Origin of the sequence: Marinobacterium iners (genome assembly GCF_017310015.1) — a bacterium.
Taxonomy (GTDB): Bacteria; Pseudomonadota; Gammaproteobacteria; order Pseudomonadales; family Balneatricaceae; genus Marinobacterium; species Marinobacterium iners.
This window is the reverse complement of sequence record NZ_CP022297.1, coordinates 2,471,596-2,497,995: the sequence shown is the minus strand read 5'-3', so window position 1 is coordinate 2,497,995 and position 26,400 is coordinate 2,471,596. Positions and strand designations below refer to the sequence as shown.

23 protein-coding genes are annotated in these 26,400 nt (G+C 55.1%); 18 read left to right on the top strand and 5 right to left on the bottom strand.

Annotated features, from left to right (window positions below; genetic code table 11):
• The first annotated feature begins 24 nt into the window (after nucleotides 1-24).
• The 3 genes from CFI10_RS12040 to CFI10_RS12030 all read left to right on the top strand — a co-directional run bounded on the left by CFI10_RS12040 (nucleotide 25) and on the right by CFI10_RS12030 (nucleotide 1,904).
• Nucleotides 25-411, top strand: a complete 387-nt coding sequence (locus CFI10_RS12040) for a hypothetical protein (RefSeq protein WP_091823775.1) — start codon at nucleotides 25-27, stop codon at nucleotides 409-411.
• A gap of 14 nt (nucleotides 412-425) precedes the next feature.
• Nucleotides 426-1,238 carry an AlbA family DNA-binding domain-containing protein gene (locus CFI10_RS12035; RefSeq protein WP_206834706.1) on the top strand — a complete coding sequence of 271 codons (813 nt, stop codon included), beginning with the start codon at nucleotides 426-428 and terminating at the stop codon, nucleotides 1,236-1,238.
• A 102-nt stretch (nucleotides 1,239-1,340) separates the two neighbouring features.
• Nucleotides 1,341-1,904: a hemerythrin domain-containing protein gene (locus tag CFI10_RS12030; protein ID WP_206834705.1), complete on the top strand. Its 564-nt coding sequence runs from the start codon at nucleotides 1,341-1,343 to the stop codon at nucleotides 1,902-1,904.
• On the opposite strand, the gene CFI10_RS12025 is transcribed toward CFI10_RS12030, so the two are convergent.
• The gene (locus CFI10_RS12025) at nucleotides 1,901-2,521 is read right to left on the bottom strand and encodes a riboflavin synthase subunit alpha (protein ID WP_206834704.1); all 621 of its coding nucleotides are present in this window, start codon (nucleotides 2,519-2,521) and stop codon (nucleotides 1,901-1,903) included. The genes CFI10_RS12030 and CFI10_RS12025 overlap by 4 nt on opposite strands.
• Nucleotides 2,522-2,601: 80 nt before the next feature.
• Here CFI10_RS12025 and CFI10_RS12020 point away from each other — a divergent pair, with 80 nt between their 5' ends.
• On the top strand, nucleotides 2,602-3,492 hold the full coding sequence (locus CFI10_RS12020; RefSeq protein ID WP_206834702.1) for a TIGR01777 family oxidoreductase: 891 nt from the start codon (nucleotides 2,602-2,604) through the stop codon (nucleotides 3,490-3,492).
• Nucleotides 3,493-3,502: 10 nt separating this feature from the next.
• Here the strand turns inward: CFI10_RS12020 and CFI10_RS12015 are convergent, their stop codons facing one another.
• Nucleotides 3,503-5,221, bottom strand: a complete 1,719-nt coding sequence (locus CFI10_RS12015) for a BatD family protein (RefSeq protein ID WP_206834700.1) — start codon at nucleotides 5,219-5,221, stop codon at nucleotides 3,503-3,505.
• A 341-nt stretch (nucleotides 5,222-5,562) separates the two neighbouring features.
• Entirely contained in the window at nucleotides 5,563-6,867 is a 1,305-nt protein-coding gene (locus CFI10_RS12010) for an IS1380 family transposase (protein ID WP_206834329.1), read from the bottom strand.
• Nucleotides 6,868-7,001: 134 nt separating this feature from the next.
• On the opposite strand from CFI10_RS12010, the gene CFI10_RS12005 reads away from it, so the two are divergent.
• The 11 genes from CFI10_RS12005 (at nucleotide 7,002) to CFI10_RS11955 (ending at nucleotide 20,449) form a co-directional block, all read left to right on the top strand.
• Complete coding sequence (locus tag CFI10_RS12005) at nucleotides 7,002-7,904, top strand: LysR family transcriptional regulator (RefSeq protein ID WP_206834698.1); 903 nt, start codon at nucleotides 7,002-7,004, stop codon at nucleotides 7,902-7,904.
• A gap of 99 nt (nucleotides 7,905-8,003) precedes the next feature.
• Nucleotides 8,004-8,819, top strand: a complete 816-nt coding sequence (locus tag CFI10_RS12000; protein ID WP_206834697.1) for a putative hydro-lyase — start codon at nucleotides 8,004-8,006, stop codon at nucleotides 8,817-8,819.
• A gap of 30 nt (nucleotides 8,820-8,849) precedes the next feature.
• Complete coding sequence (locus CFI10_RS11995) at nucleotides 8,850-9,815, top strand: TRAP transporter substrate-binding protein (RefSeq protein ID WP_206834695.1); 966 nt, start codon at nucleotides 8,850-8,852, stop codon at nucleotides 9,813-9,815.
• A 51-nt stretch (nucleotides 9,816-9,866) separates the two neighbouring features.
• The gene (locus CFI10_RS11990) at nucleotides 9,867-10,385 is read left to right on the top strand and encodes a TRAP transporter small permease (RefSeq protein WP_206834694.1); all 519 of its coding nucleotides are present in this window, start codon (nucleotides 9,867-9,869) and stop codon (nucleotides 10,383-10,385) included.
• Nucleotides 10,385-11,692 carry a TRAP transporter large permease gene (locus CFI10_RS11985; RefSeq protein ID WP_206834693.1) on the top strand — a complete coding sequence of 436 codons (1,308 nt, stop codon included), beginning with the start codon at nucleotides 10,385-10,387 and terminating at the stop codon, nucleotides 11,690-11,692. The genes CFI10_RS11990 and CFI10_RS11985 overlap by 1 nt, the downstream gene beginning before the upstream one ends.
• Nucleotides 11,693-11,808: 116 nt before the next feature.
• Nucleotides 11,809-12,540, top strand: coding sequence for a 5-oxoprolinase subunit PxpA (locus CFI10_RS11980; RefSeq protein WP_206834692.1), 732 nt, complete (start codon nucleotides 11,809-11,811; stop codon nucleotides 12,538-12,540).
• Complete coding sequence (pxpB, locus tag CFI10_RS11975) at nucleotides 12,537-13,232, top strand: 5-oxoprolinase subunit PxpB (protein WP_242529974.1); 696 nt, start codon at nucleotides 12,537-12,539, stop codon at nucleotides 13,230-13,232. The genes CFI10_RS11980 and pxpB overlap by 4 nt, the downstream gene beginning before the upstream one ends.
• Nucleotides 13,222-14,142 carry a 5-oxoprolinase subunit C family protein gene (locus tag CFI10_RS11970; RefSeq protein WP_206834691.1) on the top strand — a complete coding sequence of 307 codons (921 nt, stop codon included), beginning with the start codon at nucleotides 13,222-13,224 and terminating at the stop codon, nucleotides 14,140-14,142. Before pxpB ends, CFI10_RS11970 begins: the two co-directional genes overlap by 11 nt.
• A gap of 129 nt (nucleotides 14,143-14,271) precedes the next feature.
• A complete protein-coding gene (locus tag CFI10_RS11965; RefSeq protein ID WP_206834690.1) occupies nucleotides 14,272-19,131 on the top strand; it encodes an NAD-glutamate dehydrogenase in 4,860 nt (1,619 codons plus the stop codon).
• Nucleotides 19,132-19,353: a DUF2835 domain-containing protein gene (locus tag CFI10_RS11960; RefSeq protein WP_091823756.1), complete on the top strand. Its 222-nt coding sequence runs from the start codon at nucleotides 19,132-19,134 to the stop codon at nucleotides 19,351-19,353. It abuts the gene before it with no gap.
• 67 nt (nucleotides 19,354-19,420) lie between these two features.
• Complete coding sequence (locus tag CFI10_RS11955) at nucleotides 19,421-20,449, top strand: quinone-dependent dihydroorotate dehydrogenase (protein WP_206834689.1); 1,029 nt, start codon at nucleotides 19,421-19,423, stop codon at nucleotides 20,447-20,449.
• Between the two features lie 59 nt (nucleotides 20,450-20,508).
• Here CFI10_RS11955 and rmf read toward each other — a convergent pair whose 3' ends face one another.
• On the bottom strand, nucleotides 20,509-20,715 hold the full coding sequence (rmf, locus tag CFI10_RS11950; protein WP_091823749.1) for a ribosome modulation factor: 207 nt from the start codon (nucleotides 20,713-20,715) through the stop codon (nucleotides 20,509-20,511).
• Nucleotides 20,716-21,042: 327 nt separating this feature from the next.
• Between rmf and rlmKL the strand changes: the two genes are divergently transcribed.
• Both rlmKL and CFI10_RS11940 read left to right on the top strand, forming a co-directional pair.
• Nucleotides 21,043-23,196: a bifunctional 23S rRNA (guanine(2069)-N(7))-methyltransferase RlmK/23S rRNA (guanine(2445)-N(2))-methyltransferase RlmL gene (gene rlmKL / locus CFI10_RS11945; RefSeq protein WP_206834687.1), complete on the top strand. Its 2,154-nt coding sequence runs from the start codon at nucleotides 21,043-21,045 to the stop codon at nucleotides 23,194-23,196.
• 232 nt (nucleotides 23,197-23,428) lie between these two features.
• Nucleotides 23,429-24,640, top strand: coding sequence for an ammonium transporter (locus tag CFI10_RS11940; RefSeq protein WP_206834686.1), 1,212 nt, complete (start codon nucleotides 23,429-23,431; stop codon nucleotides 24,638-24,640).
• Between the two features lie 53 nt (nucleotides 24,641-24,693).
• On the opposite strand, the gene CFI10_RS11935 is transcribed toward CFI10_RS11940, so the two are convergent.
• Nucleotides 24,694-25,176 (bottom strand): FKBP-type peptidyl-prolyl cis-trans isomerase, encoded by a 483-nt coding sequence (locus CFI10_RS11935; RefSeq protein ID WP_091823740.1) that lies wholly within the window; start codon nucleotides 25,174-25,176, stop codon nucleotides 24,694-24,696.
• A 268-nt stretch (nucleotides 25,177-25,444) separates the two neighbouring features.
• On the opposite strand from CFI10_RS11935, the gene CFI10_RS11930 reads away from it, so the two are divergent.
• Nucleotides 25,445-26,395: an NAD(P)/FAD-dependent oxidoreductase gene (locus CFI10_RS11930; protein ID WP_206834685.1), complete on the top strand. Its 951-nt coding sequence runs from the start codon at nucleotides 25,445-25,447 to the stop codon at nucleotides 26,393-26,395.
• The last annotated feature ends 5 nt before the right edge of the window (nucleotides 26,396-26,400 follow it).

Below are 26,400 nucleotides of genomic sequence, written 5' to 3'. Positions count from 1 at the left end.
CAACAAACCGTGAAGGATAAGTAGATGGAACCGTATCTGAACGCCAGTGACAAATTTGATCTTCAGCAGAATTACCGCCGTTATCTGAAGTTCCATGATCAGTGCCAGGTACTGAACGAAATACTGAAGGATGCCCGTGCCAGCAGGGTCTGGGTGGCAGGTGTGGTGTTGATGGTGTTTGCGCTGGGCTCCGAGTTCTTTCTGGGTGCTGCAGCTGGTCTGTTTGGCCTCTATTTCTACCGTATCCTTTCGGCCTGGTATCGACTGAGTCAGGTTGAGGAAAATGTTGAAGGGATTGAGCGCTGGTTTGCCAGCAAAGGGCTTAAGTTTGAAAGCCGGGTGCTGTATCAACGCAATGATGACCAGCTGGCACAGCCTCTCGATCCGTTTAATGAAGAACTTTACCGCTGATCTGACACCATACGATGCAGCGAGAGTACCGACGCCTTAGCCAGCACACCCGCCACCTTCTGTCGTTACCGGAAGGTCTGAACGTGGATTTCAAGCGTGAAACCCAGGCGGTGAAGGCGTCGGATCTGGTTGCCTTTGCCAATACGGCACTGGGTGGCACATTGTTGATCGGCATCGATGAGTACACCACTGAAGACGGTGTGCAGCGTGGCAGGGTAGTCGGCTGTGAAGTGGACGACAAAGCCAGGCTAACGCTGGTCAACAAGGCCACCGGCTGTATACCTAACGTTGATATCCATATTTTTACCGAAAACCTCTCGGCTTCCAGGCCCATCTTTCGGGTCGAGATTCCCCCCGGGCAGAATAAGCCCTACTGTACCCAACGCGGCGAATACTCTATCCGTACCGATGGTCGTAACCGAGCCATGCTGCCGGAAGAGTTGCTGGCTATTTTCATGGAACGAGAAGGCGAGCAGTTTCTGTCCCGCTTTCGTCATGCCGTCCAGCAACTGGAACATCAGCTTGGCAGTGTCAGTCACGCCCTCAGTGATGGCATGCTGGGCGTGAGCGAGCGTTTGCATGAGCTGGATCATCAGTTGCAGCGCACCCTGTCACGTATTGAACAACTGACCGACAGCAACAAGAAACGCTCACGCAATTTGATGCAGGCTTTGCGGCAAAGTCAGGATGGCATCGTGCAGCTTGAAAACAGTATTGCTCCGGTCATCAATGACAAGGGGCAGCACCTGCTGCAGGATATCGAGCACAAGCTGGGTATGTTGCTGGATCTGCTTGATATCGACAGCAGCAACGGCAACGGTCACTGATCAACCTTCGTCTACCGCACTGGTTAAGCTTGATCCCTGTCAAGATGAGGCAATGAGACTCGTCTATAGTGAAGTAAAGCAAGCTGTAGCGGAGACACCAACATGACAATTCTGTCAGAACTGCATCAGGATCATATCAACCTGAACCGTCTGCTCGAAATACTGACGCTGAAAGTAGAGAGGTTGCGTGAAGGCAATCATCCGGACTTTTCATTGATGGCGGACGTGGTGGCGTATGTCGGCAGCTATGCCGACCAGCATCACCACCCGCGTGAAGATGTGATGTATGAACACTTCCGTGGCCGTGACGCTGGCCTGGACAAGGGTTTTGACCAGTGTGAAGCCGAACACGCAAAGCTGAAGCAACTGTCTCATGACTTGGCCGAGTCCATTGATGCGATCCTGCATGACGCCGTGATGCCGATGGAACGATTCACCAATCAGCTGAATGAATTTGTCAGCACTGAGCGCCAGCATCTGGATTTTGAAGAGCGAGAACTGTTCCCCGGTATTCGCAAACTGGCCGGTGATACTGACTGGCAACAGCTTGAAGAAGCGTTGCCGTTGCCTGAAGACCCGCTTTTCGGTGAAAAGCAGGCTGCCGAGTATCGTGATCTCTATCGCGCATTGATGGAAGACATGAACCGTAACGGTGCGGCGCACTAGCCGCGCTGTACCAAATAACGCTTGACCGTATCGACGATTGCCTGAGTCTGCGGATCGACCTCCAGATTGACCCTGTCGCCCGGTTGCAGGCTGCCGAACGTTGTCTGCGACAGGGTTTCCGGTATCAATGATATACCGAACTCCCCCCGTTGGTTATCGACCTCAGCCAGTGTCAAGCTGCAGCCGTCCAGGCCGACAAACCCCTTGGGGAGTAGGTAGGGGGCCGCGGCTTGTGGAATTTCAAAGTGAATATGGTGGTTGTGCTCGCTTGCTTCGATTCGGCTGATGCGTGCGCAGCACAAGATATGTCCGGACATCAGGTGGCCGCCTATTTCATCACCAATGCGGGCGGCACGCTCAAAGTTGACTCGGTCGCCGGGTTTCAGCTCACCCAAGTTGGTCAACTCTAGCGTGGTATCAATCAAGTCAAAGCAGACATGGCGACCCTTGAACGAAGTGATGGTCAGGCAGGTGCCATTAACTGCAATGCTGGCACCGGTCTCCAGGGCGCTTGCACGGGCAGGTGGCAGCTCCAGTTCCAGTTCCAGTTGCATGAAACCTTCGTGGCGATGGCAGGCGATAACCTCGGCGGTGCCCTGAACAATGCCAGTAAACATGTTGTGCTAACCTCTATACATCAGATCTGATTCGGTATTGGGAGCGTAAGTTTAACCCAAAGCCGCACGGAGAATAAAAAATGCGTGTATTGATTACAGGTGGTAGCGGGTTTATAGGACAGGCCCTGAGTACGGCCCTCATCGCCCGTGGAGATGATGTCATCATACTCAGCCGGGCGCCGGAGGCCGTGCCTGCACGCAAGCGAGTACAGGCTGTAGGGGCTTTGCATCAAATTGAAAGCCAGGTTGATGCGGTCATCAACCTGGCGGGGGCACCAATTGTCGATAAACGCTGGAGTGGTGCGCGCAAGCAAGTTTTGCGTGACAGTCGTATCCAGCTGACCGATGCACTGGTGAACTGGATGCGACAACAGTCACAGCCACCGGCTGTTCTGGTCAGCGGCTCCGCTATTGGCTATTACGGCAGTCATGCTGATGAAGTGCTGGAGGAGAATGCTGAGCCCATGCCCGGATTTGCCCATGAGCTTTGTCGTGACTGGGAGCAGGCTGCCCTTGAGGCTGAATCATTCGGTGTACGTGTCTGTCTGATCAGGACTGGAGTGGTGCTGGGACCAGAAGGTGGGGCGTTGTCAAAAATGCTGCCAGCATTCCGGCTGGGTCTGGGTGGTCCCATTGGTGATGGCAAACAGTGGATGTCCTGGATCCATCTGGACGATGAGGTGGGTGCCATTATTTATTTGCTGGACAATCCTTCTCTCCACGGGCCGTTTAACCTGACTGCACCAGAGCCGGTGCCTAATGAAGTGTTCAGTCGAACATTGGCGCGTGTTTTGCGTCGACCTGCGTTTATGCGTGTACCCGCGACGATAATGAAACTAATGCTGGGCGAGGCCAGTGAGTTGTTGGTGGAAGGCCAGCGAGTTGTACCTGAAAACCTCCACACCGCCGGCTACGAGTTTCAGCAACCACGGCTGGAGGACGCACTGCGAAAGGTGCTGGATGTGAAATGAGGTAAGGCCCTCAGGACACCATCAAAAGATCCTGTTCGCGAGAGTCCATACTCGGCTCCGCGTTGCGCAGGCGTCTGCGACGCATCGTTTCCAGTGCTTCAAGTAACAGGTCACCCTGCCACAATGTTGGTTCGTGGCGCAGGTGGTGTTCCAGATCCATAATCAGAAAGTCAAGCGCCTGGCTACCTGCCGCTTCGCACAGGGACGTAAGGGAGTGCACATGGTGATCAAGCCAGAATTGCTGTCCCCAATCGATCAAACGTTGTTGAGTGCTGCCGGCATCGTTCTGCTGGCAGGCGATGGCCAGTGCCTGAAAGGTGTTGCGCTCCGCCTGCTGGTGTGACCGGTGCAACTGCGCTGCCTGCGCTGCCTGCACTTCCTGGCTGGCAGCCTTGTCACGGTTACGCAGCTGGCGCAGCTGATGCCAACTGTAAAGCCAGCCCAGAGAGCTGATGATGCTCAGTAGCCCAAGACCTGCGACCAGCATCCGCGAAGGGCTGCTCGGGTTGGTAGCGTCTCGGGCTACGGGTGTGCTTGAGTCTGTAACGGGTGGCAAGGACACCATGTCGATCTCCAGCTGTCTGCCGGGCAGCGTCAGAATTTGCCCTCTGTCACTGAGTGTGTTCCACCAGTGAATATCGATGGCGGGCAGAACCAGTCCGCCTTCACCCAACGGCTCAATCAAGATCCTTTCCGTGCGAGTGCTCACCAGCCCCTGCGGGGTTGCCGTTTCCGTCAGGCTGACATCTTCAGTACGGGCAAATGCTGAGTCCAGCTCTGCAACAAACAGGGAGGGCAAGGCATCGGCGGGCAGGCCAAGTGCTGTCAGGCTGATCTCGCGGACAAAGCTTTCACCAGGTTGCAGGCTGTCAGGCAGAGGAGCCTGTTCCTCGAAGCTGAGCCGCTCTGCTGGCAGCCAGTAGCCACGCTGGCTGTGATGTGCCTGTGGCAGTACCTCTATCTCGAAACTTTCCACGGGGGCCAGTGCAATCGCATTTGGGGTAACATCGCTATCATCGTCAAGAACCAGCCGTGCTCCTCGCAGGGTGTGCAAGCCCTCGTTTGAAGGAAAAAGCGCAAAGGCCTGTTCGGTAATCTGCCAACTTTCGCCACCGCGATCGGTTTCGTAACTGCGCTTTTCCGTCAGTGGTATGACCAGCGCCTCGGGCAGTTGGGGAGGCTGGAACCGGGCTGATTCAGGCAGTGGTTCTGTATGAAATACCCGCGCGGTATACAGCAGCTGAGCATGGCTGTAGATCTGATCCTGACTCAGTAGGCTGTCCATAAACAGGTTGCCGCGGTTCCGTGTCGGAGCGAGGTTACCTGTTACCTCAACTTCCATGGGGGCACTCAGATCGCTACCCAGTCGCAGGGGCGGAATCCGGATTTTGCCCGTGGTGCGAGGACGCAATTGCAGTTCCCAGCGCGTTCGTACGGCACGGCTGGAGGAGGAGTGGCTGGAAATGATGACCTTGCGGCTGCTGAGTACACTGAAGTCTCCTTCAAGTGGAGTCAGATCAGGGCGTTGCTCCAGCTGATCCGTTGTTTCCAGTGTCAGGGTCAGTACATCGGCGGCCGTTAGAGAGTAGCGGTCGAGCGAGGCGCGCACCTCAGCCCAGGCTGGCAATGAACAGCTCAGCAGTAACAGCAATGCCAGCAATGAACGCATCCACAGCTCCATGATGGTGCAGAAGATAAATAATGATAATCCCTTGTTATTATCGATCATGATACAGACCAGATCAATATTATATATTGAGAGGATTATGGGGTTTTCTGTACGAGAATGGCTTATCTGGAAATTATGTGCTAATCACTAAGCGGTTTCTTAATCCTGAATCAGTGACTTCACCCGCTGTTGCAGCACCCAGCACTGAAGACGACCTCGCTCTTTAACACAGCTCGATCTTATCTAACGTGTACCGGGTTAATCTACGCCACTGCAGCATCGATCATGCTTCTCACCGCAGTATTTCGTCTCGATTCTGTCTGCAGGCCAAGGCATACCCTGCCATGCATGGCGCTCGGGCGTGTGGCTATTTTGAATGGCTGTAAATCCGACAGTCCGGATCAGGCCAGCCCGTAGACGCGACTGAATGCCCCGAAACCGGGACAATGTCGTCCGAAGCGCAGGTGGAGACGACGACCGCTGCTGACTAAGCGACAGGCCATATACATCAGTTCCTGAATCACGGTTTTCAGCCGCCGACGCTTGGCCGGATGACGCACCGGTGCATCCGGCCCCAATAGCGCGTTCTGTCCCATCCAACGCAGTATGTTGTAGCCCAGTACGGCAAAGGCTATGACCAGGTCGTTGGTATCGAACTTCCCTGACGGCAAACGTTCGAGATCCAGATCAGTCTTGAACTCACTGTGGAACTGTTCGCTGGTGGCGTGATCCTGGTAGAGCGCAATGACCTTGGCGTTATCTGCTGCGTCCGATGTGAGTGAAGTCGTCCAGCCCTCCAGGCTGACCTCCGGCTCCAAAAACAGCTGTCCTGAACTGTCACTCTGGCGCACCGTCACCTTGACGATCAGGCGGTCGTCCGTGCCATCCAGCGGTTCGCTTACCAGCGTTTCCATTTTGCCCGGTCGGGTATGGCACCAAAGTGCGCCGGCCGCATGAGCCTTGTCGACCCAGGCCAGTCCATCTTGTGAGCGGGGGTTCCACTTAATCAGGTAGTCTGCCCCGTGCGCACGGAAGTACCCCCGGTTCTCGGCGGCATCATGGGCGCTGTCAAGACGTACCAGTAGCGGTGCATCGGTCAGCTCTCGGACTCGAGGCAGCACCCGGTCGAGGGTGTGAATAAACTCTTTATTGGCATGTTGGTTACCCGGTCGCAGCTCACAGCCCAGACACCAGCCCTCCGTGCCCAGGTAGGCCGCGATGGGGGCATAACCGTCATGCCCCTTGTAGGTATAGGCCACGCCCTCTTTTTTACTGTTGCTGTTGTCCATGGGAAACACGTCCATATCCAGTGGCACGTGCCCGGTGGTGAGTGTGCCGATAGGCACCGAAGCGTTACACAGAAACTCGACGCTGGCCTCATCCAATAACGGGATCAGTGCGCGGGCATCTTCATCAAAGCGCTGACGCAGCCGGGCCGATGAAGGTGATTGCTTGATGCCCATGGCCGCTTTGAAGAAGGGATCATGGCGTGCGTGCTCGACCGCTTCGAAGTCGCTCTTGCCAAGGCAAATCAACCCCAGGTAGGTACGGATGAGGTCGATGTTGGCGATGCCATGGCGCTTGACGATGGAGCGCGAGGTCTTAGCCAGAGAGGTCATCCTGTTCACGCTGTGCCCAACCAGCGCCAGACCACCGTGGGGTGTGATAATCTCGGTTTTTGACTGTTCAAGCTTGAAGGTACGCATAGTCAGATATCACTGCCTGGGTGAATCGAGAATGGCGTCCATATTACCGCCGCAGGCCGCGTGGTTACAGTGTTGTAGAGGTGTGAGTGGGGTTGTAAGTCACGGAATCAGGTTAATATCATGGAAAATGCAGCGTGAATTTTAAACGACTGGAAACTTTTGTTTGGGTAGCCACTCTTGGCAGTTTTCGAAAGGCCGCTGAACGCCAGCATACCACTCAGCCTGCGATCTCCAGCCGTATTGCGATTCTTGAGGATGAGTTGGGTGTCAAACTGTTTGAGCGAGAAATGGGTCCGGGGCCTGTGGCTCTCACTGCAAAAGGTAAGGAATTGCTTCCGTATGCCGAAAAAATAATATATATGCAGGAACAGCTCAAAAAACGTGCAAATAATGTACAGGGGGTATCCGGTATATTGCGGCTGGGTGTTTCTGAAACAATTGTACACACATGGCTACCCGAGTTTCTTCGTCGCTTGAATAATGAGATGCCTCACCTCGAGGTGGAAATGACAGTCGATGTCACCAGTAATTTGCGTGCCGGTCTGCTCGACCGATCAATTGACCTTGCCTTTTTGATGGGACCGATTTCGGATCCCAGTATTGCCAACCTTTCACTGTGCAGTTTTCCGCTGGCCTGGATTGCCAGCCCAGCGCTCAAACTCCCGGATCGTTTGCTGTATATCGAAGAGCTGGCTCAGTGGCCCATTATCACTTATGCACGCAATACCAAGCCGTTTGCCGAGATCAGTCAACGCTTTCGCGCCATTGATGGTGCGCCAGTACGCTTCATGTCCTCCAGTTCGCTTGCTGCCTGCTATCGACTCACGGTTGACGGGGTTGGCATTTCAACCTTGCCCTACCGGATGATCACTGAAGAGCTTGAAAAGGGGATCATCACCCGCCTGCATGTAACCTGGACACCTTCAGAACTGACATTTACGGCATCCTACTCGGCGGTGCCCTACAGCCCGATTGCCGAACGGGCAGCGGAACTGGCGGTGGTGGTTTCAGAAGCCTATGCAGATGAAGCTATATAAATTTTTTTTATCATTAAATAGAAAAAACCATAATTAGACTTTTTTACCCTCTCGATTAGTCTTAGTAAAACACCGATTGTCCTTAACGAGAGGTCAGGCATGAACAGGCAGGCGGTTTCCAACTATAAGCAGGGTTTGCTGGAGACGGCGCATACACTGCGCCACAAGATTCGAGTCGGTGAGTTTACCGGCAGTACCAGTGGTTTCGCCCCGGGGCTGATTCAGGGCAATGTGGTGATTTTGCCGTCAGACTGGGCGCAGGACTTCCTCTACTTCTGCCAGCTCAACCCCGTTTCCTGCCCGCTGATTGCAGTGTCGCGACCCGGTGAGCCCCTGTTGCCAGAGCTGGGCAACGATATTGATATCCGTTGCGATGTGCCCGAGTACAACGTGTTCGTTGATGGGGAGCTGACGCATACGGCCATTGACATTGCTGACCTGTGGAATGAACAGATGGTGACCTTTATATTGGGCTGCTCCTTCTCCTTCGAAGAGGCGTTGCAGCGTGCAGGGCTGTCGGTGCGCAATATTGACCTCGGTCGCAATGTGTCCATGTATGAAACCAGCCTCCCAACATCACCCAGTACACGCTTTCACGGCAATACGGTTGTAACCATGAGGCCGTTTTCACCGGCCGATGCAATTCGTGCCATACAAGTGACAACCCGCCTGCCGAAGGCACATGGCGCCCCGATCCACATCGGGCGACCGGATCTGATCGGTATTGATGATCTGACATCGCCTCATTTCGGAGACAGCGTGCCGGTAGGAGAGGATGAAATTCCCGTTTTCTGGGCCTGTGGTGTGACGCCGCAGGTCGCTATCCGTAATGCAAGGCCACCGCTGTGCATTACACACGTCCCCGGCAAAATGCTGGTGACTGACAGGCTCAACGATGAGCTGGCCGTTCTCTAGGCTGAAACAATAACACGTGGAGATCCAATCATGTTGAAGAAGATTGCTGGTATTGTTGCCCTTGCAGGGGCCATGAGCACTGCGGTGCAGGCAGACACATGGCATATGCCAACCCCGTATGGCGATGCCAACCTGCCCACCAAAATAGCCTATGAATTTGCTGACGAGATTCGTGAAAAAAGCAGCGGTCAGATCGATATCAATGTGCATTCAGGTGCCTCGTTGATCAAGCATCCCGAAATCCCGCGTGCTGTCAGAACAGGGCAGGTACAGTTGGGTGAGGTGTTCATCGGTGTGATGGGTAATACCCACCCGGTTTTCAAGCACGACAATATCCCCTTCCTGGCCACCAACTTCGATGACTCCAAGAGACTTTGGGAAGCAGCCAAGCCCGAAATCGAAAAGCTGCTGGACAAAGAGGGTATGCAGTTGCTGTATACAGTCCCCTGGCCGGCACAGAGCCTGTATACCAAGTTTCCGGTTAACACACTGGAAGACCTGAAGGGAACTAAAATGCGTGCCTACAGCCCTTCAACCTCGCGTCTGGCAGACCTGATGAATACCTCACCGACAACGGTGCAGGTGCCTGAAATCCCACAGGCGTTCAGTACCGGGATCATCGATGCCATGATCACATCCCCCTCAACAGGTGCAAATGGCCAGGCGTGGGACTATCTAACCCATTACACCGATATCCGCGCCTGGATTCCCAAAAACATTGTGGTCGTGAACAAGCGTGCGTTCCGTCGCCTCGACAAGGACACTCAACAGATCATCCTGGCGGCTGCTGAAAATGCAGAGCGCAAGGGCTGGGAAGGCGTGCGAGCAACAGCCAAACAGGATACTGAAACCCTGGCCGCCAACGGCATCGTCGTCAGTGAACCCTCCGCTGAGTTGATGAGAGAGCTGGAAAAAATCGGTGCCATCATGATCAAGGAGTGGGAAGCCGAAGCGCCTGCTGAAGTGGGCAAGATTCTCAAGCAGTATCAGCAGTAAACGCGAAGGGCCCCCGAGCACTGCAGGGGGCCCAATGATGAGGCACTTTCCATGTCAGCATTAAAAGAAAACCTATATCTGACATCCGGTTACCTGTCTGGAGCCTGCATCGTTGCCATCATGGTGCTGATACTGGCGCAGATTGTCGGCCGATTTTTCGGATTCATTATTCCGTCGGCTGAAGACTTTGCGGGCTACGCGCTGGCGGCGTCCATCTTCTTTGGTCTTGCCTACACCTTTCGAGAAGGTGGCCATATCCGGGTTACGCTGGCCATTCAGCGCCTGCCGCGCCACTGGCGTCGGCTGCAGGAACTGAGCGTTCTGTTGTTTGGGCTTGTTCTGAGCGGTTTCATGACCTGGTACTGCTGGTTCATGGTGTGGGAGTCCTACGTCTTTGAAGAGATGACACACGGTTACATCGCCATGCCACTGTGGGCACCTCAGGTGCCGCTGGGAGTGGGCGCTTCAGCGCTGGCGCTGGCGGTGCTGGATGCATTGATTGCAGTGCTCAGGGGCGACCTTCCGGATTACATCGGCGCTGAAGATGAAATTAACCTGGAGGAAATCTGATGGAGCCGATGACGTTATCGATTGTCCTCGCGATCAGCATGTTATTGATGCTTGCGTTGGGTGTCTGGGTTTCGCTTGCGCTGGTAGGGGTGGCGGTTCTCGGGCTGATGCTGTCCGGCAATGAACAAATTGGCCTGCTCTTTGGTACTTCAAGTTGGGGTGCCAGTACGGCATGGTCATTGACTGCGTTGCCGATGTTCATTTGGATGGGGGAGGTGCTGTTCAGAACCCGCCTGTCATCTGATCTGTTCAAGGGGCTTGCCCCCTGGCTCGGCGGGTTGCCGGGCAAACTGCTGCACGTGAATGTACTCAGTTGTGGCATCTTTGCGGCCGTCTCCGGTTCATCGGCCGCCACAGCCGCCACCATCGGACGCATGACCCTGCCAGAGCTTAAGGCTCAGGGCTACAGCGACCGCATGGCAGTGGGTACACTGGCCGGATCGGGTACGCTTGGGCTTTTGATACCGCCGTCCATCATCCTGATAGTGTATGGCGTGGCTGCGGAAGTATCGATCGGACGACTGTTTATTGCCGGCGCATTGCCGGGCCTGCTGTTGGTTGTACTGTTTATGGGCTACACCATGGTCTGGGCCATGATGCACAAGGATGAACTGCCTGAGCATACCCGCGATCAGGTGTCCCTTGCCGCCAAGGTCGCGGCACTGCGAAAGCTGTTGCCGATCATGGGGTTGATCGGTTTTGTACTGGGCTCCATCTATGGTGGATTTACGACCCCGACAGAGGCTGCAGCTCTGGGCGTTTTTGGCGCACTGGTACTGGCGGCCGTGACAGGTTCGTTGAGTCTTGAAAGTTTCAAGCAGAGTCTGCTCGGTGCCGTCAAAAGCTCCTGCATGATCGGCCTGATTCTTGTAGGCGCACATTTTCTCACCCTGGCAATGGGATTCCTGGGTATTCCGCGTGCGCTGACCGAGTGGATCGGCACATTGGGGCTGACACCATTTGAACTGCTGATTTACCTGACCGTCCTGTTCGTAATTCTCGGCTGTTTCCTTGATGGCATTTCGGTTGTCGTGCTGACGGTTGCGGTTGTTCTGCCGATGGTGCAGCAGGCCGGCATTGATCTGCTCTGGTTTGGCATCTACATCGTCCTGGTGGTCGAGATGTCTCAGATAACTCCTCCTGTCGGATTCAACCTGTTCGTGATTCAGGCACTGACCGGCAAAAACATTCTCTATGTGGCCAAAGCGGCCCTGCCTTTCTTCCTGTTGATTCTGCTGGCGATCGTCTTGATCTACTGGTTCCCGGAGATTGTCACCTATCTGCCGACGACCATGACACAGCGCTAGTGTACGACGTTGCCCGTCTGGGGGAGTTACCCGGGCGGGCTTGATGGATATCCAAAACAGTTTTCGCAACTGCGACCTTATCGGTTGCAGGGACCTTTTACAGCTGGAGATCAGAGATGAAGCTCAATTGTGACATGGGTGAGAGTTTCGGCTCATGGAGCAAAGGCATGGATGCGGACGTGATGCCCTATATTGATATGGCGAATATTGCCTGTGGCTATCACGCATCAGACCCCCAGACGATGGACGCGACCGTAAGACTCGCTTGCGCGGCAGGGGTGATGGTGGGGGCCCATCCGGGGTATCCCGATCTGCTTGGATTCGGGCGTCGAGACATGGTGTTGACGGCCGACGAGCTGCGCTTGATGACGGTCTATCAATTGGCGGCGCTGGATGGCATCTGTCGAGTCAACGGGACTCGGATTCAGTACGTCAAACCTCATGGTGCCCTTTACAATCGTATGATGGTTGATCAGCAGACACTGGATGCATTGATGCAGGCCGTCGCAGACTACTCGATAGACTGCCCGCTGGTGGTGATGGCAACGCCGGAGGCTGATGATATTCGAAGGCGGGCTGGCCATTATGGGCTGGAAGTTTGGTTTGAGGCTTTCTCGGACCGGGCCTATGACGACCATGGTCGTCTTGCCAGTCGACACCTTCCCGGTGCCGTCCATACCACGACAGAAGCGATTGAGGCTCAGGTACTTCAGATCGTTGAGCAGGGAACCGTCACAACGTTGGGAGGGCATCGGATCCCGATCAAGGCCGATACCATTTGTATCCACGGCGACAGTGAACATGCGGTTGCAGCGGCGCGTCATATACGTGAGGTTGTGGGCTCATGATTCGGATGCAGGCTGTTAACGAGAACACCTGGATCATTTATCTGGGTGACGAAATCAGCGACGCGGTAGCGGCTCGCGTGGCGCAGTTGACACACAGCATTCGCGCGACTCTGGGGCCAGGTCTGATCGATATCATTCCGTCCTATACCAGTGTGCTGGTCAATTTTGACCTGCAACAGGCAGACCGATTCGCGATTGAGTCGCGATTGAATGCCGCGGTACGCCAGATGCAGAGTCTGGCCGCTCAGGAACTGGACGCCGATGAGATTGTGTTGCCGGTCTATTATGGCCCCGAAGCGGCGCTGGATATGGCACAGATCACCCGGGAGTGTCAGCTCAGCACGGATGAGGCGATCCGGTTGCACTCCGAACAGCGTTATCGTGTCTACACCATTGGCTTCAGCCCGGGCTTTGCCTATCTGGGCAATACCCCCGAAGCACTCCGGGTTGCACGAAAAGCCACACCGAGACTCAAGGTGCCCGCTGGCAGCCTGGGTATCGCGGATAACCAGACGGCCATCTATCCGACTCAAACACCCGGCGGGTGGCAGATCATCGGCCGAACGCCACTGGACATGATCGACTGGAGCCGTGACACCCTGACACGGGTAAAGGTTGGAGACTGGGTTCGCTTTGAGCCGATTGATCGCGACACGTTTCTGGAGATGGGAGGGCAGTTGGATGAGCTTTAAGGTGATTGATCCCGGTGCCATGGCGTTGATTCAGGATGGTGGTCGCAAGGGTTTTCAGCATTTGGGAGTGACCACCGGTGGTCCCATGGATGAGTACGCCTTTGACTGGGCCAACTGGTTGCTGGGCAATACGAGAGGAGCGGCTGCCCTGGAAATCACCTATGGATTGGTCGTGCTTGAAGCGCAGGCTGACGTGACCATCGCCCTGACCGGTGCAGACCTGGGGGCCACCCTGAACGGTAAACCGCTGTTGCCTTGGCGGGCCTGTCAGGTAAGCGCGGGGGATCGGCTGAGCTTTGCAACCCCGGTCAGCGGGTTGAGGGCCTACATAGCCATGCCCGGTGGCATTAAGGCCGAGCCTCGGCTTGGCAGTGTGGCAACGGTGGTCCGTGAAAAGGTCGGCGGCCTGGATGGGAGTGGTCAGTCGCTGAAAAAGGGAGACACTCTTCAGTCCACATCTCCTCACCCAAATGCCTTGCGTCACATGCCTGACTGGGCTGTACCGGATTATGGCGCGCCTCTGCTGTTGGGGGTAATACCGGGTTATCAGTTTGAGTGCTTCTCAACAGTGCAGCGCATGAAGTTTTTCAGCAGTGATTATATGGTTACGTCCAATATTGATCGAATGGGGTACCGGCTTAAAGGAGAGGCGGTCATCAGTGAACAGTCCGGCATTATTTCCGAGGGTATTGCTCTGGGAGCCATACAGATTCCTCAGGACGGCCAGCCGATTGTGTTGATGCGAGATCGGCAGACAATTGGTGGATATCCCAAAATCGGCTGCGTGTTTTCACTGGACCTGGCCAAACTCTCCCAGCGCAAGCCCGGTGACAGTGTTGCGTTTACATTGATGGATGTAGCAGACGCTGAAAACAGGCGGGTTTTATATGATCACCAGTTTAGGCTTTGATGTGGCTTGAATATCAACATGTGTATTGACTTAGATTGATCCGTTTTGAGCGTCTATTATGAAGAACATCAGTAGCTGATAAAGCGAAAAGCTCAGCTTGTTTGCGGAATAGAATAATTGAGGATCTATATGTCCCGGCAACGTGCAGACAGCAAAACCGAACTCATGCAGCAACTTAAAGCGACCATTCGGCAGCGGTTGCCCAAGGAGCGGGCAGCACCACTTGGAAGCTTCGTTGATCACTTCTTTGCCCATGCGGCAGATCAGGATCTTGGCAGCTGGCGCCTCGATGATCTTTATGGTGCCACACTGGCGATCTGGCACTTTCTGCAGCAGCGTTCTGCAAGTGAAGAGATCAAGGTCAGGGTGTTCAATCCTGACTTTGAACGGCATGGCTGGCAGTCGACCCACACCGTTATCGAGGTAATGCAGCCGGATATGCCCTTTATTGTTGACTCGCTGAGGATGGAACTGAACCGTCGAAACCTTACCATTCACGCGATCATCAATACGGTTTTCAGCATCCGCCGGGACAAGAAGAAAGGTGAGCTGCAGGAATTACAGCCGCGTAATGTGGCGTGCAAGGGCGGTGAACCCGAATCGCTGGTTGTCATTGAAGTGGATCGTCATACGGATCCGGCTCAGCTGGAAGAGCTGCGTAAGGGCTTGCTTGAGGTGCTGGGTGAAGTCAAGGCAGCGGTAACGGACTTTGATGCTATGCTGGCCAAGGCGCATGAGCTGCTTCAAGAATATCAAAAGATTCCCGAGGGACTGGAAGAAGAGGATGTTGTTGAAGCCCGCGACTTTATTTCCTGGCTGAAAAACCATTTCACCTTTCTAGGATACGATGAACTGACCCTGACCGGTGAAGGCAAAAGCCGCCAGCTGGAGCCAGTATGCGACAGCTGCCTGGGTCTGTTTAAACAGCAGGATGGCAGTTGCCATCCGGGTGTGCTGCCATCAGGTGATCGAGAGGATGGCGGGTTTACGCTGATTCCTGATCTGATGTCATTTACCAAGTCATCCCGGCGCTCACGCGTGCATCGGCCAGCCTACCCTGACTACATCAGCATCAAACGGTTTGATGCCGAGGGGCAGCTGGTAGGTGAGTCACGTTTTCTGGGACTTTATACGTCATCGGTCTATCTGCATGGCGCCACCGATATTCCTGTCGTCAGGCGCAAGATCAACGCAGTCATGGAACGCTCAGGCCTGCACAGGCAAGGGCATGACTGGAAAGAGCTGAAACAGATTCTCGAAATTCATCCGCGAGATGATTTGTTTCAGGCAAGTGTTGAAGAGCTGTTTGATACCGCCATGGGGATTTTGCAGATTCATGAGCGACGTCAGATCAGGCTGTTCCTGCGGCGTGATTATTATGGCCAGTTTTTCTCTGCGCTGGTGTATGCCCCGCGTGAGGTGTACAGCACCGATTTCAGGCAACGCGTGGAACGCATTCTTCAGCAACAGCTTGGCTGCGACCAGGCCGAGTTCACGACATACTTTTCCGAATCTGTATTGGCCCGTACCCAATTCATTCTGCGGACCAGCAACCATCAGGAAGTTACTCGAGAGTTTGATGTAGTCGATCTTGAGCGGCGTATCACTCAGGCGGCCAGCAGCTGGAACGAAGAGCTGTACGCGGCGCTGGTCGAAAGTCTGGGTGAAGAAAAGGGAATAAAAACCTACAACCATTTTTGCAGCGGTTTTTCGGCGGGCTACCGGGCGGACTTTTCACCGCGTGCGGCGGTGGTCGATATTCAGTATATCCGTCGATTGACCGAAGACGCGCCGATTGCACTGAGCTTTTATGAAGCGCTTGAGCGTGAGCCAGATGAATTGAACTTCAAGCTTTACCATTTTGGACAGGCGCTGCCGCTGTCAGATGTGCTGCCGGTACTGGAAAATCTGGGTCTCAGAGTTATCGATGAACACCCCTACCAGGTGGAAACAGACGGACGCTGTATCTGGATTCACGACTTCAATCTGCGCTACACCGGCAAGCAACAGGTTACGGCCGAAACTATGCAGAACCTGTTCGAAGATGCTTTCCTGAATATCTGGAACGGCAATACCGGTAATGACGACTTCAACAAGCTGGTGCTTGGGGCGCAGCTGCACTGGCGTCAGGTTGCGCTGCTGAGAGCCTATGCCGGCTACATGAAACAGATTCGCTTTCCGATCAGTCAGGAAGCGATCAGTCTGGCGCTCAAACATCATGTGGCGCTGGCACGACTGCTGGTGGAGCTGTTTGCTGCACGCTTCGACCCTGACAGGGCCGATCCCAAACGGGAAGACAAGTTGGAAGCGGATATTCTTCAGGGGCTTGAAGAGGTCGCCAGTCTGAACGAAGATCAGGCAATCCGTCAGTATCTGGCACTGATACGTGCCACATTAAGAACCAACTTCTACCAGCAGCTTGGTGGTCAGCCCAAGCCCTATCTGTCGTTAAAGCTTTCGCCGCGTGATATTCCTCACGTGCCCGAGCCTCGGCCCTTGTTTGAAATTTATGTGCATTCTCCGCGGGTGGAAGGGGTGCATCTACGCGGTGGCAAGGTTGCCCGCGGCGGGTTGCGCTGGTCTGATCGCCTGGAAGACTTCCGTACCGAGGTGCTGGGGCTGGTCAAGGCTCAGCAGGTGAAGAACGCGGTTATTGTTCCTGTCGGTGCGAAGGGTGGCTTTGTCGCGCGACATCTGCATTCGGATATGAGTCGTGAAGCCTGGATGGAGGAGGGCGTAAGCTGTTATCGCACCTTTATTCGTGCCCTGCTGGATATAACCGACAATCTGATTGAGGGTGAGGTCGTACCTCCCAAGGCAGTCGTACGCCACGACGAAGACGATACCTATCTGGTTGTGGCCGCGGACAAGGGCACTGCAACGTTCTCTGATATCGCCAATGAAATTGCCGCCGATTACAATTTTTGGCTGGGTGATGCCTTCGCCTCCGGTGGCAGTCAGGGGTATGACCACAAGAAAATGGGCATTACCGCACGCGGCGCCTGGGTATCGGTAGAGCGGCATTTCCGTGAGTTGGGACTGAATACGGCAAAAGAGCCGTTCACATGCATTGGGATCGGTGACATGTCTGGCGATGTGTTTGGTAACGGCATGCTGCGCTCGGATCAGATCAAATTGGTGGCCGCGTTCAATCATTTGCATGTTTTCATCGACCCTGACCCGGACCCCGCGGCTTCATTCAAGGAGCGTCAGCGTCTGTTTGAGCTGCCACGCTCGGGCTGGGGGGACTATGACGCCAAATTGATCTCCAAAGGCGGTGGTATCTTTAATCGCAGCGCCAAGTCGATCAGTTTGACGCCAGAAATCAAGCGGTTGACCGGTCTGACTTCAAGCCGAGTTACACCCAATGAGCTGATCTCGGCCCTGCTGTGTGCCGAGGTGGATCTGATCTGGAACGGTGGTATCGGTACCTACATCAAGGCCAGCGATGAAGCTCATGCCGATGCGGGTGACAAGGCCAATGATGGCCTGCGAGTCGATGCGCCGCAGGTCCGCGCGCGCGTGGTTGGAGAAGGGGGTAATCTGGGGCTGACCCAGCGTGCGCGTATGGAGCTGGCATGCAATGGCTGCCGCCTTAATACCGATTTCATTGACAACGCAGGTGGCGTTGACTGCTCCGACCACGAAGTGAATATCAAGATTCTGCTGAATCAGCTGGTGGCCAGTGGTGATATGACCGCACGCCAGCGTAATAAGCTTCTCAGTGACATGACTGATGATGTCGCGGAGCTGGTGCTACAGAACAACTACCGTCAGGTACAGGCAATTTCACTGGCGGAGGCGCGTTCTGCAAGCTCCATGGCTGAGTACAGGCGCTTTATCAATGCGTTGGAATCTCAGGGGAAACTCAAACGCAAGCTGGAATTCCTGCCGACAGATGAACAGTTGGCCGACCGGCAGAACAATCGTCAGGGGTTCAGTCGACCGGAACTGTCAGTGCTGGTTTCCTACAGTAAGGCTGATCTCAAGGAGCTGTTACTGGCGTCTACGGTGCCGGATGATCCCTATCTGGCGCAAGAGCTGGCCACGGCCTTTCCTGCACGAATCTGCAAAACCTATTCTGATGCCCTCAATGAACATCGACTGCGCCGCGAGATTATTGCTACTCAGATCGCAAATCAAATGGTCAATCTTATGGGCATCAATTTTGTTGATCGCTTGCTGACCTCTACGGGAGCCGACATAGAGCATGTGGTACGTGCCTATGTTTTGGCTCGGGATATTTTCAATCTGAAGCCGCTGTGGCAAGAGATTGAAGGGCTTGATTACAAGGTTAAGGCCGATGTGCAGCTTGAGATGATGCATGATTTGCAGCATTTGATTCGGCGCGTGACGCGCTGGTTTGTTCGTAACCGTCAAGGTACGCTCGACTGCGCCAAGGAAGCCGAACATTTTAGCCCCTGCTTGGTGAAATTGGTGCCTGAGCTGGGCAACCTGCTGAGTGGGCAGCCATTGGAAGTGTGGCAGAGTGCACATGACCGTTATGTCGATGCAGGCGTTCCCGAGAAGCTGGCGCAGCGTGTCGCTGGCTCAAGAGCATTGTATCCGCTGCTGGGCATCATAGAAGTGGCGCATGACTGCGAAGTGTCTGTAGAACTGGCAGCAAAAGCACATTTCAGCATGGGTGATGCGCTTGAGTTGCAATGGTTCAGCACTCAGCTAAACGATCTGGATGTGAACAGCTACTGGCAGGCTCTTGCGCGGGACAGTTTCCGTGATGATCTGGATACTCAGCAACGCGCTCTGATTGCGACCCTGTTTGCCCCAAAAGGCAAGCTGGACCAGTCGGGGCTGGAAGCGCGCCTGGATGCCTGGCAGGAGCAGAATCAGCCGCATGTGGAGCGCTGGCTTAACATTTTGACCGAGTTGAAAAATGCCAGTGTTCAGGATTACGCAATGTATACTGTCGCCACACGAGAGCTGGCCGATCTGGCCCGCTGCAGTAGCTTGACGGAATCCAGTGGCTAGATGAACGAAATAATTGTTGATCTCAGGATCAGCAGTGAAGAATTCTTGAAAGTGTATCGGGGCCCGTCCCGGGTGGTATCAACCCGCGCCCGGGACGGTCGTCGAGTACAGTTCCCGGCCAATATTCTGCGCCCCTGGCTGCTGCATGAAGGCATCAGGGGCACCTTTCGCATCCGCTTCAGTGACGCAGGCAAACTGGAGGATATCCAGCGCTTGAGTTGAGTGGTGTTCATAACCCGGCCGCTCGCCTATAATGTGGCCTCAGTTTATAACCACCTCAGTGACTCTCATGCTCTACGACCTCGCACGCGCACTCATGTTCAGGCTGGACGCCGAAACCTCGCACGAACTGGCATTGGGTAGTATGAACCTTGCTGCCTCTCTGGGTTTGCCTCGCCTGTTGGGTGCTCAGCAAATTTCGCTGCCAACCAAGGTGATGGGCATTCGCTTTCCCAACCCGGTTGGGCTTGCGGCGGGTCTGGACAAAAACGGTACCGCCGTCGATGGCCTGGCTGCCATGGGCTTCGGCTTTATTGAGGTGGGTACGGTAACTCCCAGGCCACAGCCGGGTAATCCAAAGCCTCGACTGTTTCGGATTCCGGAGCACGATGCCATTATCAATCGTATGGGGTTCAACAACGCAGGCGTTGATCAGCTGTTGAAGAATCTTGATCGCAGCCGGTACAAGGGTGTTTTGGGCATCAATATCGGCAAGAACAAGGATACTCCGAACGAGCAGGCGGATCAGGACTATCTGGTTTGCATGCGCAAAGTGTATTCCCGTGCCAGCTACATTACGGTCAATGTTTCATCGCCCAACACGCCGGGCTTGCGTACACTGCAGTTCGGAGATTCGCTGAACAGTCTGCTGGATGCTCTGAAAACCGAACAGGCCAGGCAGGCCAGTCTGCATGGACGTTATGTACCCATTGCGGTCAAGATTGCTCCGGACATGAATGATGAAGAGCTGGGGCTTGTAGCCACCGCTCTCAAAACCTACGAGATGGATGGTGTGATTGCCACCAACACTACGCTGTCACGCGAGGGGGTTGAAGACAGCCCACTGTCGGATGAGGCGGGTGGCTTGAGTGGCGCACCGGTACGCAATCGTTCTACTGAGGTGATCAGGACACTGGCTTCACATCTGGATGGTGCTCTGCCGATCATCGGTGTGGGGGGGATTACCGAAGGCTTTGATGCTGCCGAGAAAATCGAGGCGGGCGCCAGCCTGGTGCAGATCTATACCGGATTCATCTATCGTGGGCCGTCACTGGTACGGGATTCGCTTGAAGCAATTGAACAGCTTAAGCGAGGTTGAACCCGGCGGCAGGCCTGCGAGCAGGCCTGCCGTTCAGATTTAAGAGGTGAGTTGCACCGTCAGTGCATTGAAGGGTTGTGTTGGATAGCAGAAACGCCGGACATTCCACTCCAGTGCGCCTCACGTCCTTCGCGCCAGCCACTCATCCAGTGACTGCGCAGCTCAACTGTCTGGACTGGGCATTCCTCACGGGAACGCCCGTTGATGCCAGCCATGAATCCACGATTAAACAGAGTAGAGGTACGATCCCGTTTCTGTTTCTTCATACTTTGCGCCTCACATATTCTGATTATACTGTCCCCGACGTTAAGGTAACTGCATGGAACGGGGATGCGCTTTACGGTTTTCTGTCGTGACGTCACACCCCTATTGATATCTGAAAAAACAGGCCGTGGCGATTTAAATAAACTATGTTGTTACAGTGTTGTAATAAAATTTATCCGAGCGCAATTGCAGCATCGGTTATTAAATCAAGTGCTTAATCCGAATTGCTGCAGTTGCGGCGCTTGAATGAATATTTTTCACTTTCATGACAGGTCGTTACCTGCAGACAGTAAAACATCGTCATGACCAGGTCGGAGCTACTCCAGACAATGCAACTTTTCATCACCTGTCCCAAGGGGCTGGAAAATCTGTTACAGGACGAACTGACTCAGCTGGGTGCTGCCGAAGTACGTCAGACCGTCGCGGGTGTGTCCTGTGAGGCCGAACTTGAAACCGCTTACCGCATCTGCCTCTGGTCTCGGCTTGGTAACCGGGTGCTGATGCCGCTGGCAGAAGGTGAGGTGCCGGACGCGGATGCACTGTATCAGTTGGTACAGACCGTGGACTGGCTTGAGCATCTCCGTCCCTCCGGCACTCTGACGGTGGATTTTAATGGCCGTTCTGACGCGATCAACAACACTCACTTTGGTGCACTGAAAGTCAAGGATGCCATCGTGGATCAGATTCGCTCTGCAACTGGACAGCGTCCGAGTGTAGAGCGCAACCAACCCGATCTGCGCATCAATGTTCACCTGCAGCGTAACCGGGCTACGGTGGCACTTGATCTGTCTGGAGACAGCCTGCACCGGCGCGGCTACCGTCTCAAAGCCGGTGCGGCACCGATGAAAGAGAACCTGGCCGCTGCCGTGTTGATTCGGGCGGGCTGGCCCGCCGCTGGCTTTGATACGCTACTGGATCCCATGTGCGGCTCAGGTACTTTGCTGACGGAAGCGGCACTGATGAGCGCCGATATCGCGCCTGGCCTGTTTCGACAGACATTTGGTTTCAGTCGCTGGCCGGGGCATGATTCCCGTCTTTGGCAGCAGCTGGTTGAAGAAGCCCGCCAGCGTCGTGAAACCGGTCTGTCAAAGGTACAGGCGCAGTTCTATGGTTTTGATGCCGATGCCAGTGTGCTGTCACGGGCTGAAGAAAACGCCCGCCGTGCCGGTGTCGCTGAACTGATCCGATTTGAACGCCGGCCACTGGATCAGTTACAGAGGCCAGAGGGGGGCGACAAAGGCCTGCTGATTACCAATCCACCCTATGGTGAGCGCCTCGGCGAAACCCAGGAGCTGATGTTCCTGTACCGTTTGTTGGGCGAGCGACTGAAGCAGGACTTTGCCAACTGGCAGGCTGCTGTATTTACCGGTAACCCTGACCTGTGCAAGGTGATGAAGCTGCGGGCGGAGAAACAATACCGGCTGTTCAACGGCACCATCGACAGCAAACTGCTGCTGTTTACCGTACATGAGCAATCGGAAGAGCAGCGTGAGGAAGCCCGGCAGCGGCTGGAACAGGGCAGCGAGACCGTTGCTTTGTCCGAACAGGCGCAGATGTTTGCCAACCGCCTGAAAAAGAATCTGAAACAGCTGTCCCGGTGGGTGAAGCGAGAGTCGATCAGCTGCTACCGTGCCTATGACGCTGACATGCCCGAATATGCCGTCGCCGCGGATATCTATCCAGACCACGCCGTGGTTCAGGAATATGCACCACCTGCGTCCATTGATCCGGTCAAGGCGTTCTCGCGACTTCAGGATGTGATGCTTGCCGTTCCGCAGGTGCTTGAACTGCCGCCGGAGCGGGTGGTTCTGAAGCAACGCAAGCGTCAGCAGGGCCAGCAGCAATATGAGCGCCAGGACCAGACCGGTCATTTCATGACAGTCATTGAGCATGGCTGCAAGCTGCAGGTTAATTTGCACGATTATCTCGATACCGGTCTGTTTCTTGACCATCGCCCGGCTCGGCTCAAAGTGCAGCAGTTGGCGGTGGGCAAGGATATGCTGAATCTGTTCTGCTACACCGCCAGTGCCAGCGTACATGCCGGTGTGGGCGGGGCACGCAGTACCACCAGTGTGGACCTGTCTCAGACCTATCTGGACTGGGCTCGGCGCAACCTGGAGCTGAATGGCCTGCCGAAGGCGCAACATCAGCTGATCCGCTCGGACTGCCTGCAGTGGCTGCAGCAGCCACACCATAATCGCTATGATCTGATCTTCATGGACCCGCCCACTTTTTCCAATTCGAAGCGGATGGATGATGTGCTGGATGTGCAGAGAGACCACGTGCAGCTGATCAAGGGTGCGATGCAGCTGCTGCGTGATGATGGTCTGCTGATTTTCTCCAATAACTACCGCCGTTTCAGTATCGATCGTGAGGCGCTGGCGGACTTTGAAATCCGGGATATTACGGCCCAAACACTGGACCCGGACTTCAAGCGCAACGCCAGAATTCACAGTTGCTTTGAAATTCGTCATCGTCGCTGATGCACTGCCACGGGGCTTTTATCGCCCGACTGCACTGAACTGGCACAAAAACTGCTTGATTTTGCACCAATGCTCTGCACGGCGCTGGTGCAAATTGTACACATTGGTGCGTAAGCCCAGTCACCACGCCGTCTGAGCCATTCAACTTACTTCGGGTGTTGATTCAAGCGGTGCTGTATTGCGGTGCAGTTGCCTCTTGATGGTGCATCCGTCAACAGACGGAGGGGATCGAGTGGAATCCATCAGCAGTGCAATCTCGCAGCTGTCGCAGAGTGCCAATACTCTGTTTATCCTGTTGGGCGCCGTTTTGGTATTTGCCATGCATGCCGGCTTTGCATTTCTTGAAGTGGGAACGGTACGTCGCAAGAACCAGGTCAATGCACTGGCCAAGATCATGAGTGATTTTGGCTTTTCAGCGCTGGCATACCTGTTCGTAGGCTATTGGCTGGCCTACGGAATCACGTTCTATGACAGTGCTGCCGTGCTATCCCGCGACAGCGGCTATGAGCTGGTAAAGTTTTTCTTTTTAATGACCTTTGCCGCTGCGATTCCTGCCATTATCTCGGGTGGAATTGCCGAGCGGGGTCGCTTCTGGCCGTTCTTGATAGCCTCAACTCTGGTCGTTGGGCTGGTATATCCGTTGTTCGAGGGTATTGCCTGGAATGGTAATTTTGGTGTTCAGGCCTGGCTGGAGGAGCGCTTCGGGGCACCGTTCCATGATTTTGCCGGCTCTGTTGTGGTGCACGGTGTTGGTGGGTGGTTGGCACTGGTTGCAGTACTGTTGCTGGGCATACGTCATGGTCGCTACAAGGGGGGGCGGCTGGTTGCATTCCCGCCGTCGAATATTCCGTTTCTGGCACTGGGTGCCTGGATTCTGTGTATTGGCTGGTTCGGTTTCAACGTCATGTCGGCTCAGACGCTGGATGGTGTGTCCGGTCTGGTGGCAATGAACAGTCTGATGGCGATGGTTGGCGGTATCGTGAGTGCGCTAATTGCGGGGCGCAATGACCCGGGCTTCATTCATAATGGCCCGCTGGCGGGTCTGGTGGCTGTCTGTGCCGGATCTGATCTGATGCACCCACTGGGCTCTCTGGTGGTCGGTAGTGTGGCCGGTGCGCTGTTTGTGTGGACGTTTACACTGATACAGAACCGCTGGAAGATCGATGACGTGCTGGGGGTGTGGCCGTTGCACGGCTTGTGTGGTGTCTGGGGAGGCGTTGCCGCCGGTATCTTTGGCAGTGAAGCACTGGGTGGGCTGGGCGGTGTCAGCCTGGTTTCACAGCTGCTTGGATCTCTGCTTGGGGTTGTGATTGCAGTGCTGGGTGGTCTGGTGGTCTATGGTGCCATCAAATCATTGGTGGGTCTGCGTTTGACTGCTGAGGAAGAGTTCAATGGCGCGGATTTGAGTATTCACAAGATTGAAGCAACATCTGACGATCGTTGAAAACAAAAATGCCCGGCATGGCCGGGCATCCTGATCAGTGCTGAGTTCCGAACTCAGTGCTGGTGTCCACCGGCACCGTGAACGTGACCGTGCTCAAGTTCTTCTTCAGATGCTTCACGTACTTCAACAACTTCTACGTCAAAGCTCAACGTCTGGCCTGCCAGCGGGTGGTTGCCATCCAGCGTGATGTTCTCGCCTTCAACCTTAACCACAGTCACGGGCTGTTCACCCCAAGGGGTCTGAGCCATGAACTGCATGCCCACCTGTACATCATCGATACCGGCAAAGGCGCTGCGATCAACGTCCTGAACCAGCTCTTCGCGCATAGGACCATAGCCTTCTTCAGGCTCAACGGTTACCTGCAGGCTGTCACCCACGGCCTTGCCGAGCAGGGCGTTTTCCAGTCCCGGGATGATGTTGCTGGCGCCGTGCAGGTAGGCAAGTGGCTCTTGGCCATTGGAGCTGTCCAGCACGTTGCCTTCTGCATTGGTCAGAGTGTAGTGAATGGATACAACGGATTTGTCAGCGATCTGCATCAGGGTCTCTCCTGGTGATGCGGAGATGCGTCGATGCACAGGCTCCCGGTCGATCAACCCCTGCCAGTGATGACACAGGGCTCAGCGAGCCGAAAACAGGGCAGCTTGGCAGGGCTCCCGGTTGGTTTGGGGCAACATGCTAACGGCCCGGCAGAGCAGGTGCAACCCGCAGCGGCCTTCAGGCATGATCTCAAGCGACCAAAATGGCGTAGTATGAAAAATTTTGTAGAACATCAAGGAGCATTGGTCGGTGAAGCAGGGAGAACGGGTGGCAATTATAGGTGCGGGGCTTGCCGGTGCGCTGGTGGCTGAAGGACTGCATCGCTTTGGAGCGCAGGTAACCGTTTTTGATAAAAGCCGGGGTACCGGTGGTCGTCTGGCAGCCGCGAGGTTGGGTGAGCTGAGCATGGATCTGGGAGCGCCCGGGCTTAACCCATCTCAACGCAGCGCGCTGGCGGCGCTGTTGCCGGGAGCATCAATGCCACCCCTGTCCCACTGGCAACCCATTGCTGTGGATTTCAATCTGAAGCCTGAGGCGGCTAAACAGCTTTGGATGGCCCAGCCACGCAGCAGTGGTCTTACCCGCGCCCTGTTGAACGGGATTGAGCTCAATACCCGTGTCCGTATTGCTCGGATCGGGTTTTCGGATGAAGCGGGGTACGTTCTGGAAGATGATACCGGTACCGCTCAAGGTCAATTCGACAGAGTCGTAATCGCCACACCGGCCCCTCAGGCAGTATCTCTGCTTGAGTGTGAGCCTGCGCTGCAGCGGGCCGTTCGAACAGTGGAGATGGAACCTTGTTGGATGTTATTGCTGCAGCTTGAGCAGAGACCTGATCGGCTGGCACAGGTAGAATGGCTGGAGGGGGAGCATTCCTTGCTGCAAAGGCTCTGGCGCGATGGCAGCAAGCCCGGCCGCAGTGGCGAAACCTGGGCGGTTGAGGCCAGAGCTGACTGGAGCAGGCGTCATGTTGGTGATACGCCCGAGCGGGTTCAGGCTGAATTGTTACAGGCGTTTTCGGCGTTGTGCATGCAGCCGGCTAAACCGGTCCAGAGCCGTATTCATCGCTGGCTTTATGCCCATGCCAGACAGCCGGTGCTGTCATCATTCTGCAGTGATGATGCCCGTGTACTGGTTTGTGGTGACTGGGTGGCTGGTGGCGGCATCGACGGCGCCATCGCGAGTGCTCGTCAACTGTTGGAGCGGATCCGTTCCTGAGCCAT

Excerpts from the sequence above, each read along its gene's own strand:
- rmf (WP_091823749.1), bottom strand. The coding sequence starts at position 20,715 with ATGAAGAAACAGAAACGGGATCGTACCTCTACTCTGTTTAATCGTGGA.
- CFI10_RS11980 (WP_206834692.1), top strand. The coding sequence starts at position 11,809 with ATGAAGCTCAATTGTGACATGGGTGAGAGTTTCGGCTCATGGAGCAAA.
- CFI10_RS11990 (WP_206834694.1), top strand. The coding sequence starts at position 9,867 with ATGTCAGCATTAAAAGAAAACCTATATCTGACATCCGGTTACCTGTCT.
- CFI10_RS11935 (WP_091823740.1), bottom strand. The coding sequence starts at position 25,176 with ATGCAGATCGCTGACAAATCCGTTGTATCCATTCACTACACTCTGACC.
- CFI10_RS11965 (WP_206834690.1), top strand. The coding sequence starts at position 14,272 with ATGTCCCGGCAACGTGCAGACAGCAAAACCGAACTCATGCAGCAACTT.
- CFI10_RS12015 (WP_206834700.1), bottom strand. The coding sequence starts at position 5,221 with ATGATCGATAATAACAAGGGATTATCATTATTTATCTTCTGCACCATC.
- CFI10_RS11995 (WP_206834695.1), top strand. The coding sequence starts at position 8,850 with ATGTTGAAGAAGATTGCTGGTATTGTTGCCCTTGCAGGGGCCATGAGC.
- CFI10_RS12020 (WP_206834702.1), top strand. The coding sequence starts at position 2,602 with ATGCGTGTATTGATTACAGGTGGTAGCGGGTTTATAGGACAGGCCCTG.
- CFI10_RS11985 (WP_206834693.1), top strand. The coding sequence starts at position 10,385 with ATGGAGCCGATGACGTTATCGATTGTCCTCGCGATCAGCATGTTATTG.
- CFI10_RS11970 (WP_206834691.1), top strand. The coding sequence starts at position 13,222 with ATGAGCTTTAAGGTGATTGATCCCGGTGCCATGGCGTTGATTCAGGAT.
- CFI10_RS12035 (WP_206834706.1), top strand. The coding sequence starts at position 426 with ATGCAGCGAGAGTACCGACGCCTTAGCCAGCACACCCGCCACCTTCTG.
- CFI10_RS11960 (WP_091823756.1), top strand. The coding sequence starts at position 19,132 with ATGAACGAAATAATTGTTGATCTCAGGATCAGCAGTGAAGAATTCTTG.
- rlmKL (WP_206834687.1), top strand. The coding sequence starts at position 21,043 with ATGCAACTTTTCATCACCTGTCCCAAGGGGCTGGAAAATCTGTTACAG.
- pxpB (WP_242529974.1), top strand. The coding sequence starts at position 12,537 with ATGATTCGGATGCAGGCTGTTAACGAGAACACCTGGATCATTTATCTG.
- CFI10_RS11955 (WP_206834689.1), top strand. The coding sequence starts at position 19,421 with ATGCTCTACGACCTCGCACGCGCACTCATGTTCAGGCTGGACGCCGAA.
- CFI10_RS12025 (WP_206834704.1), bottom strand. The coding sequence starts at position 2,521 with ATGTTTACTGGCATTGTTCAGGGCACCGCCGAGGTTATCGCCTGCCAT.
- CFI10_RS12000 (WP_206834697.1), top strand. The coding sequence starts at position 8,004 with ATGAACAGGCAGGCGGTTTCCAACTATAAGCAGGGTTTGCTGGAGACG.
- CFI10_RS12030 (WP_206834705.1), top strand. The coding sequence starts at position 1,341 with ATGACAATTCTGTCAGAACTGCATCAGGATCATATCAACCTGAACCGT.
- CFI10_RS12010 (WP_206834329.1), bottom strand. The coding sequence starts at position 6,867 with ATGCGTACCTTCAAGCTTGAACAGTCAAAAACCGAGATTATCACACCC.
- CFI10_RS12040 (WP_091823775.1), top strand. The coding sequence starts at position 25 with ATGGAACCGTATCTGAACGCCAGTGACAAATTTGATCTTCAGCAGAAT.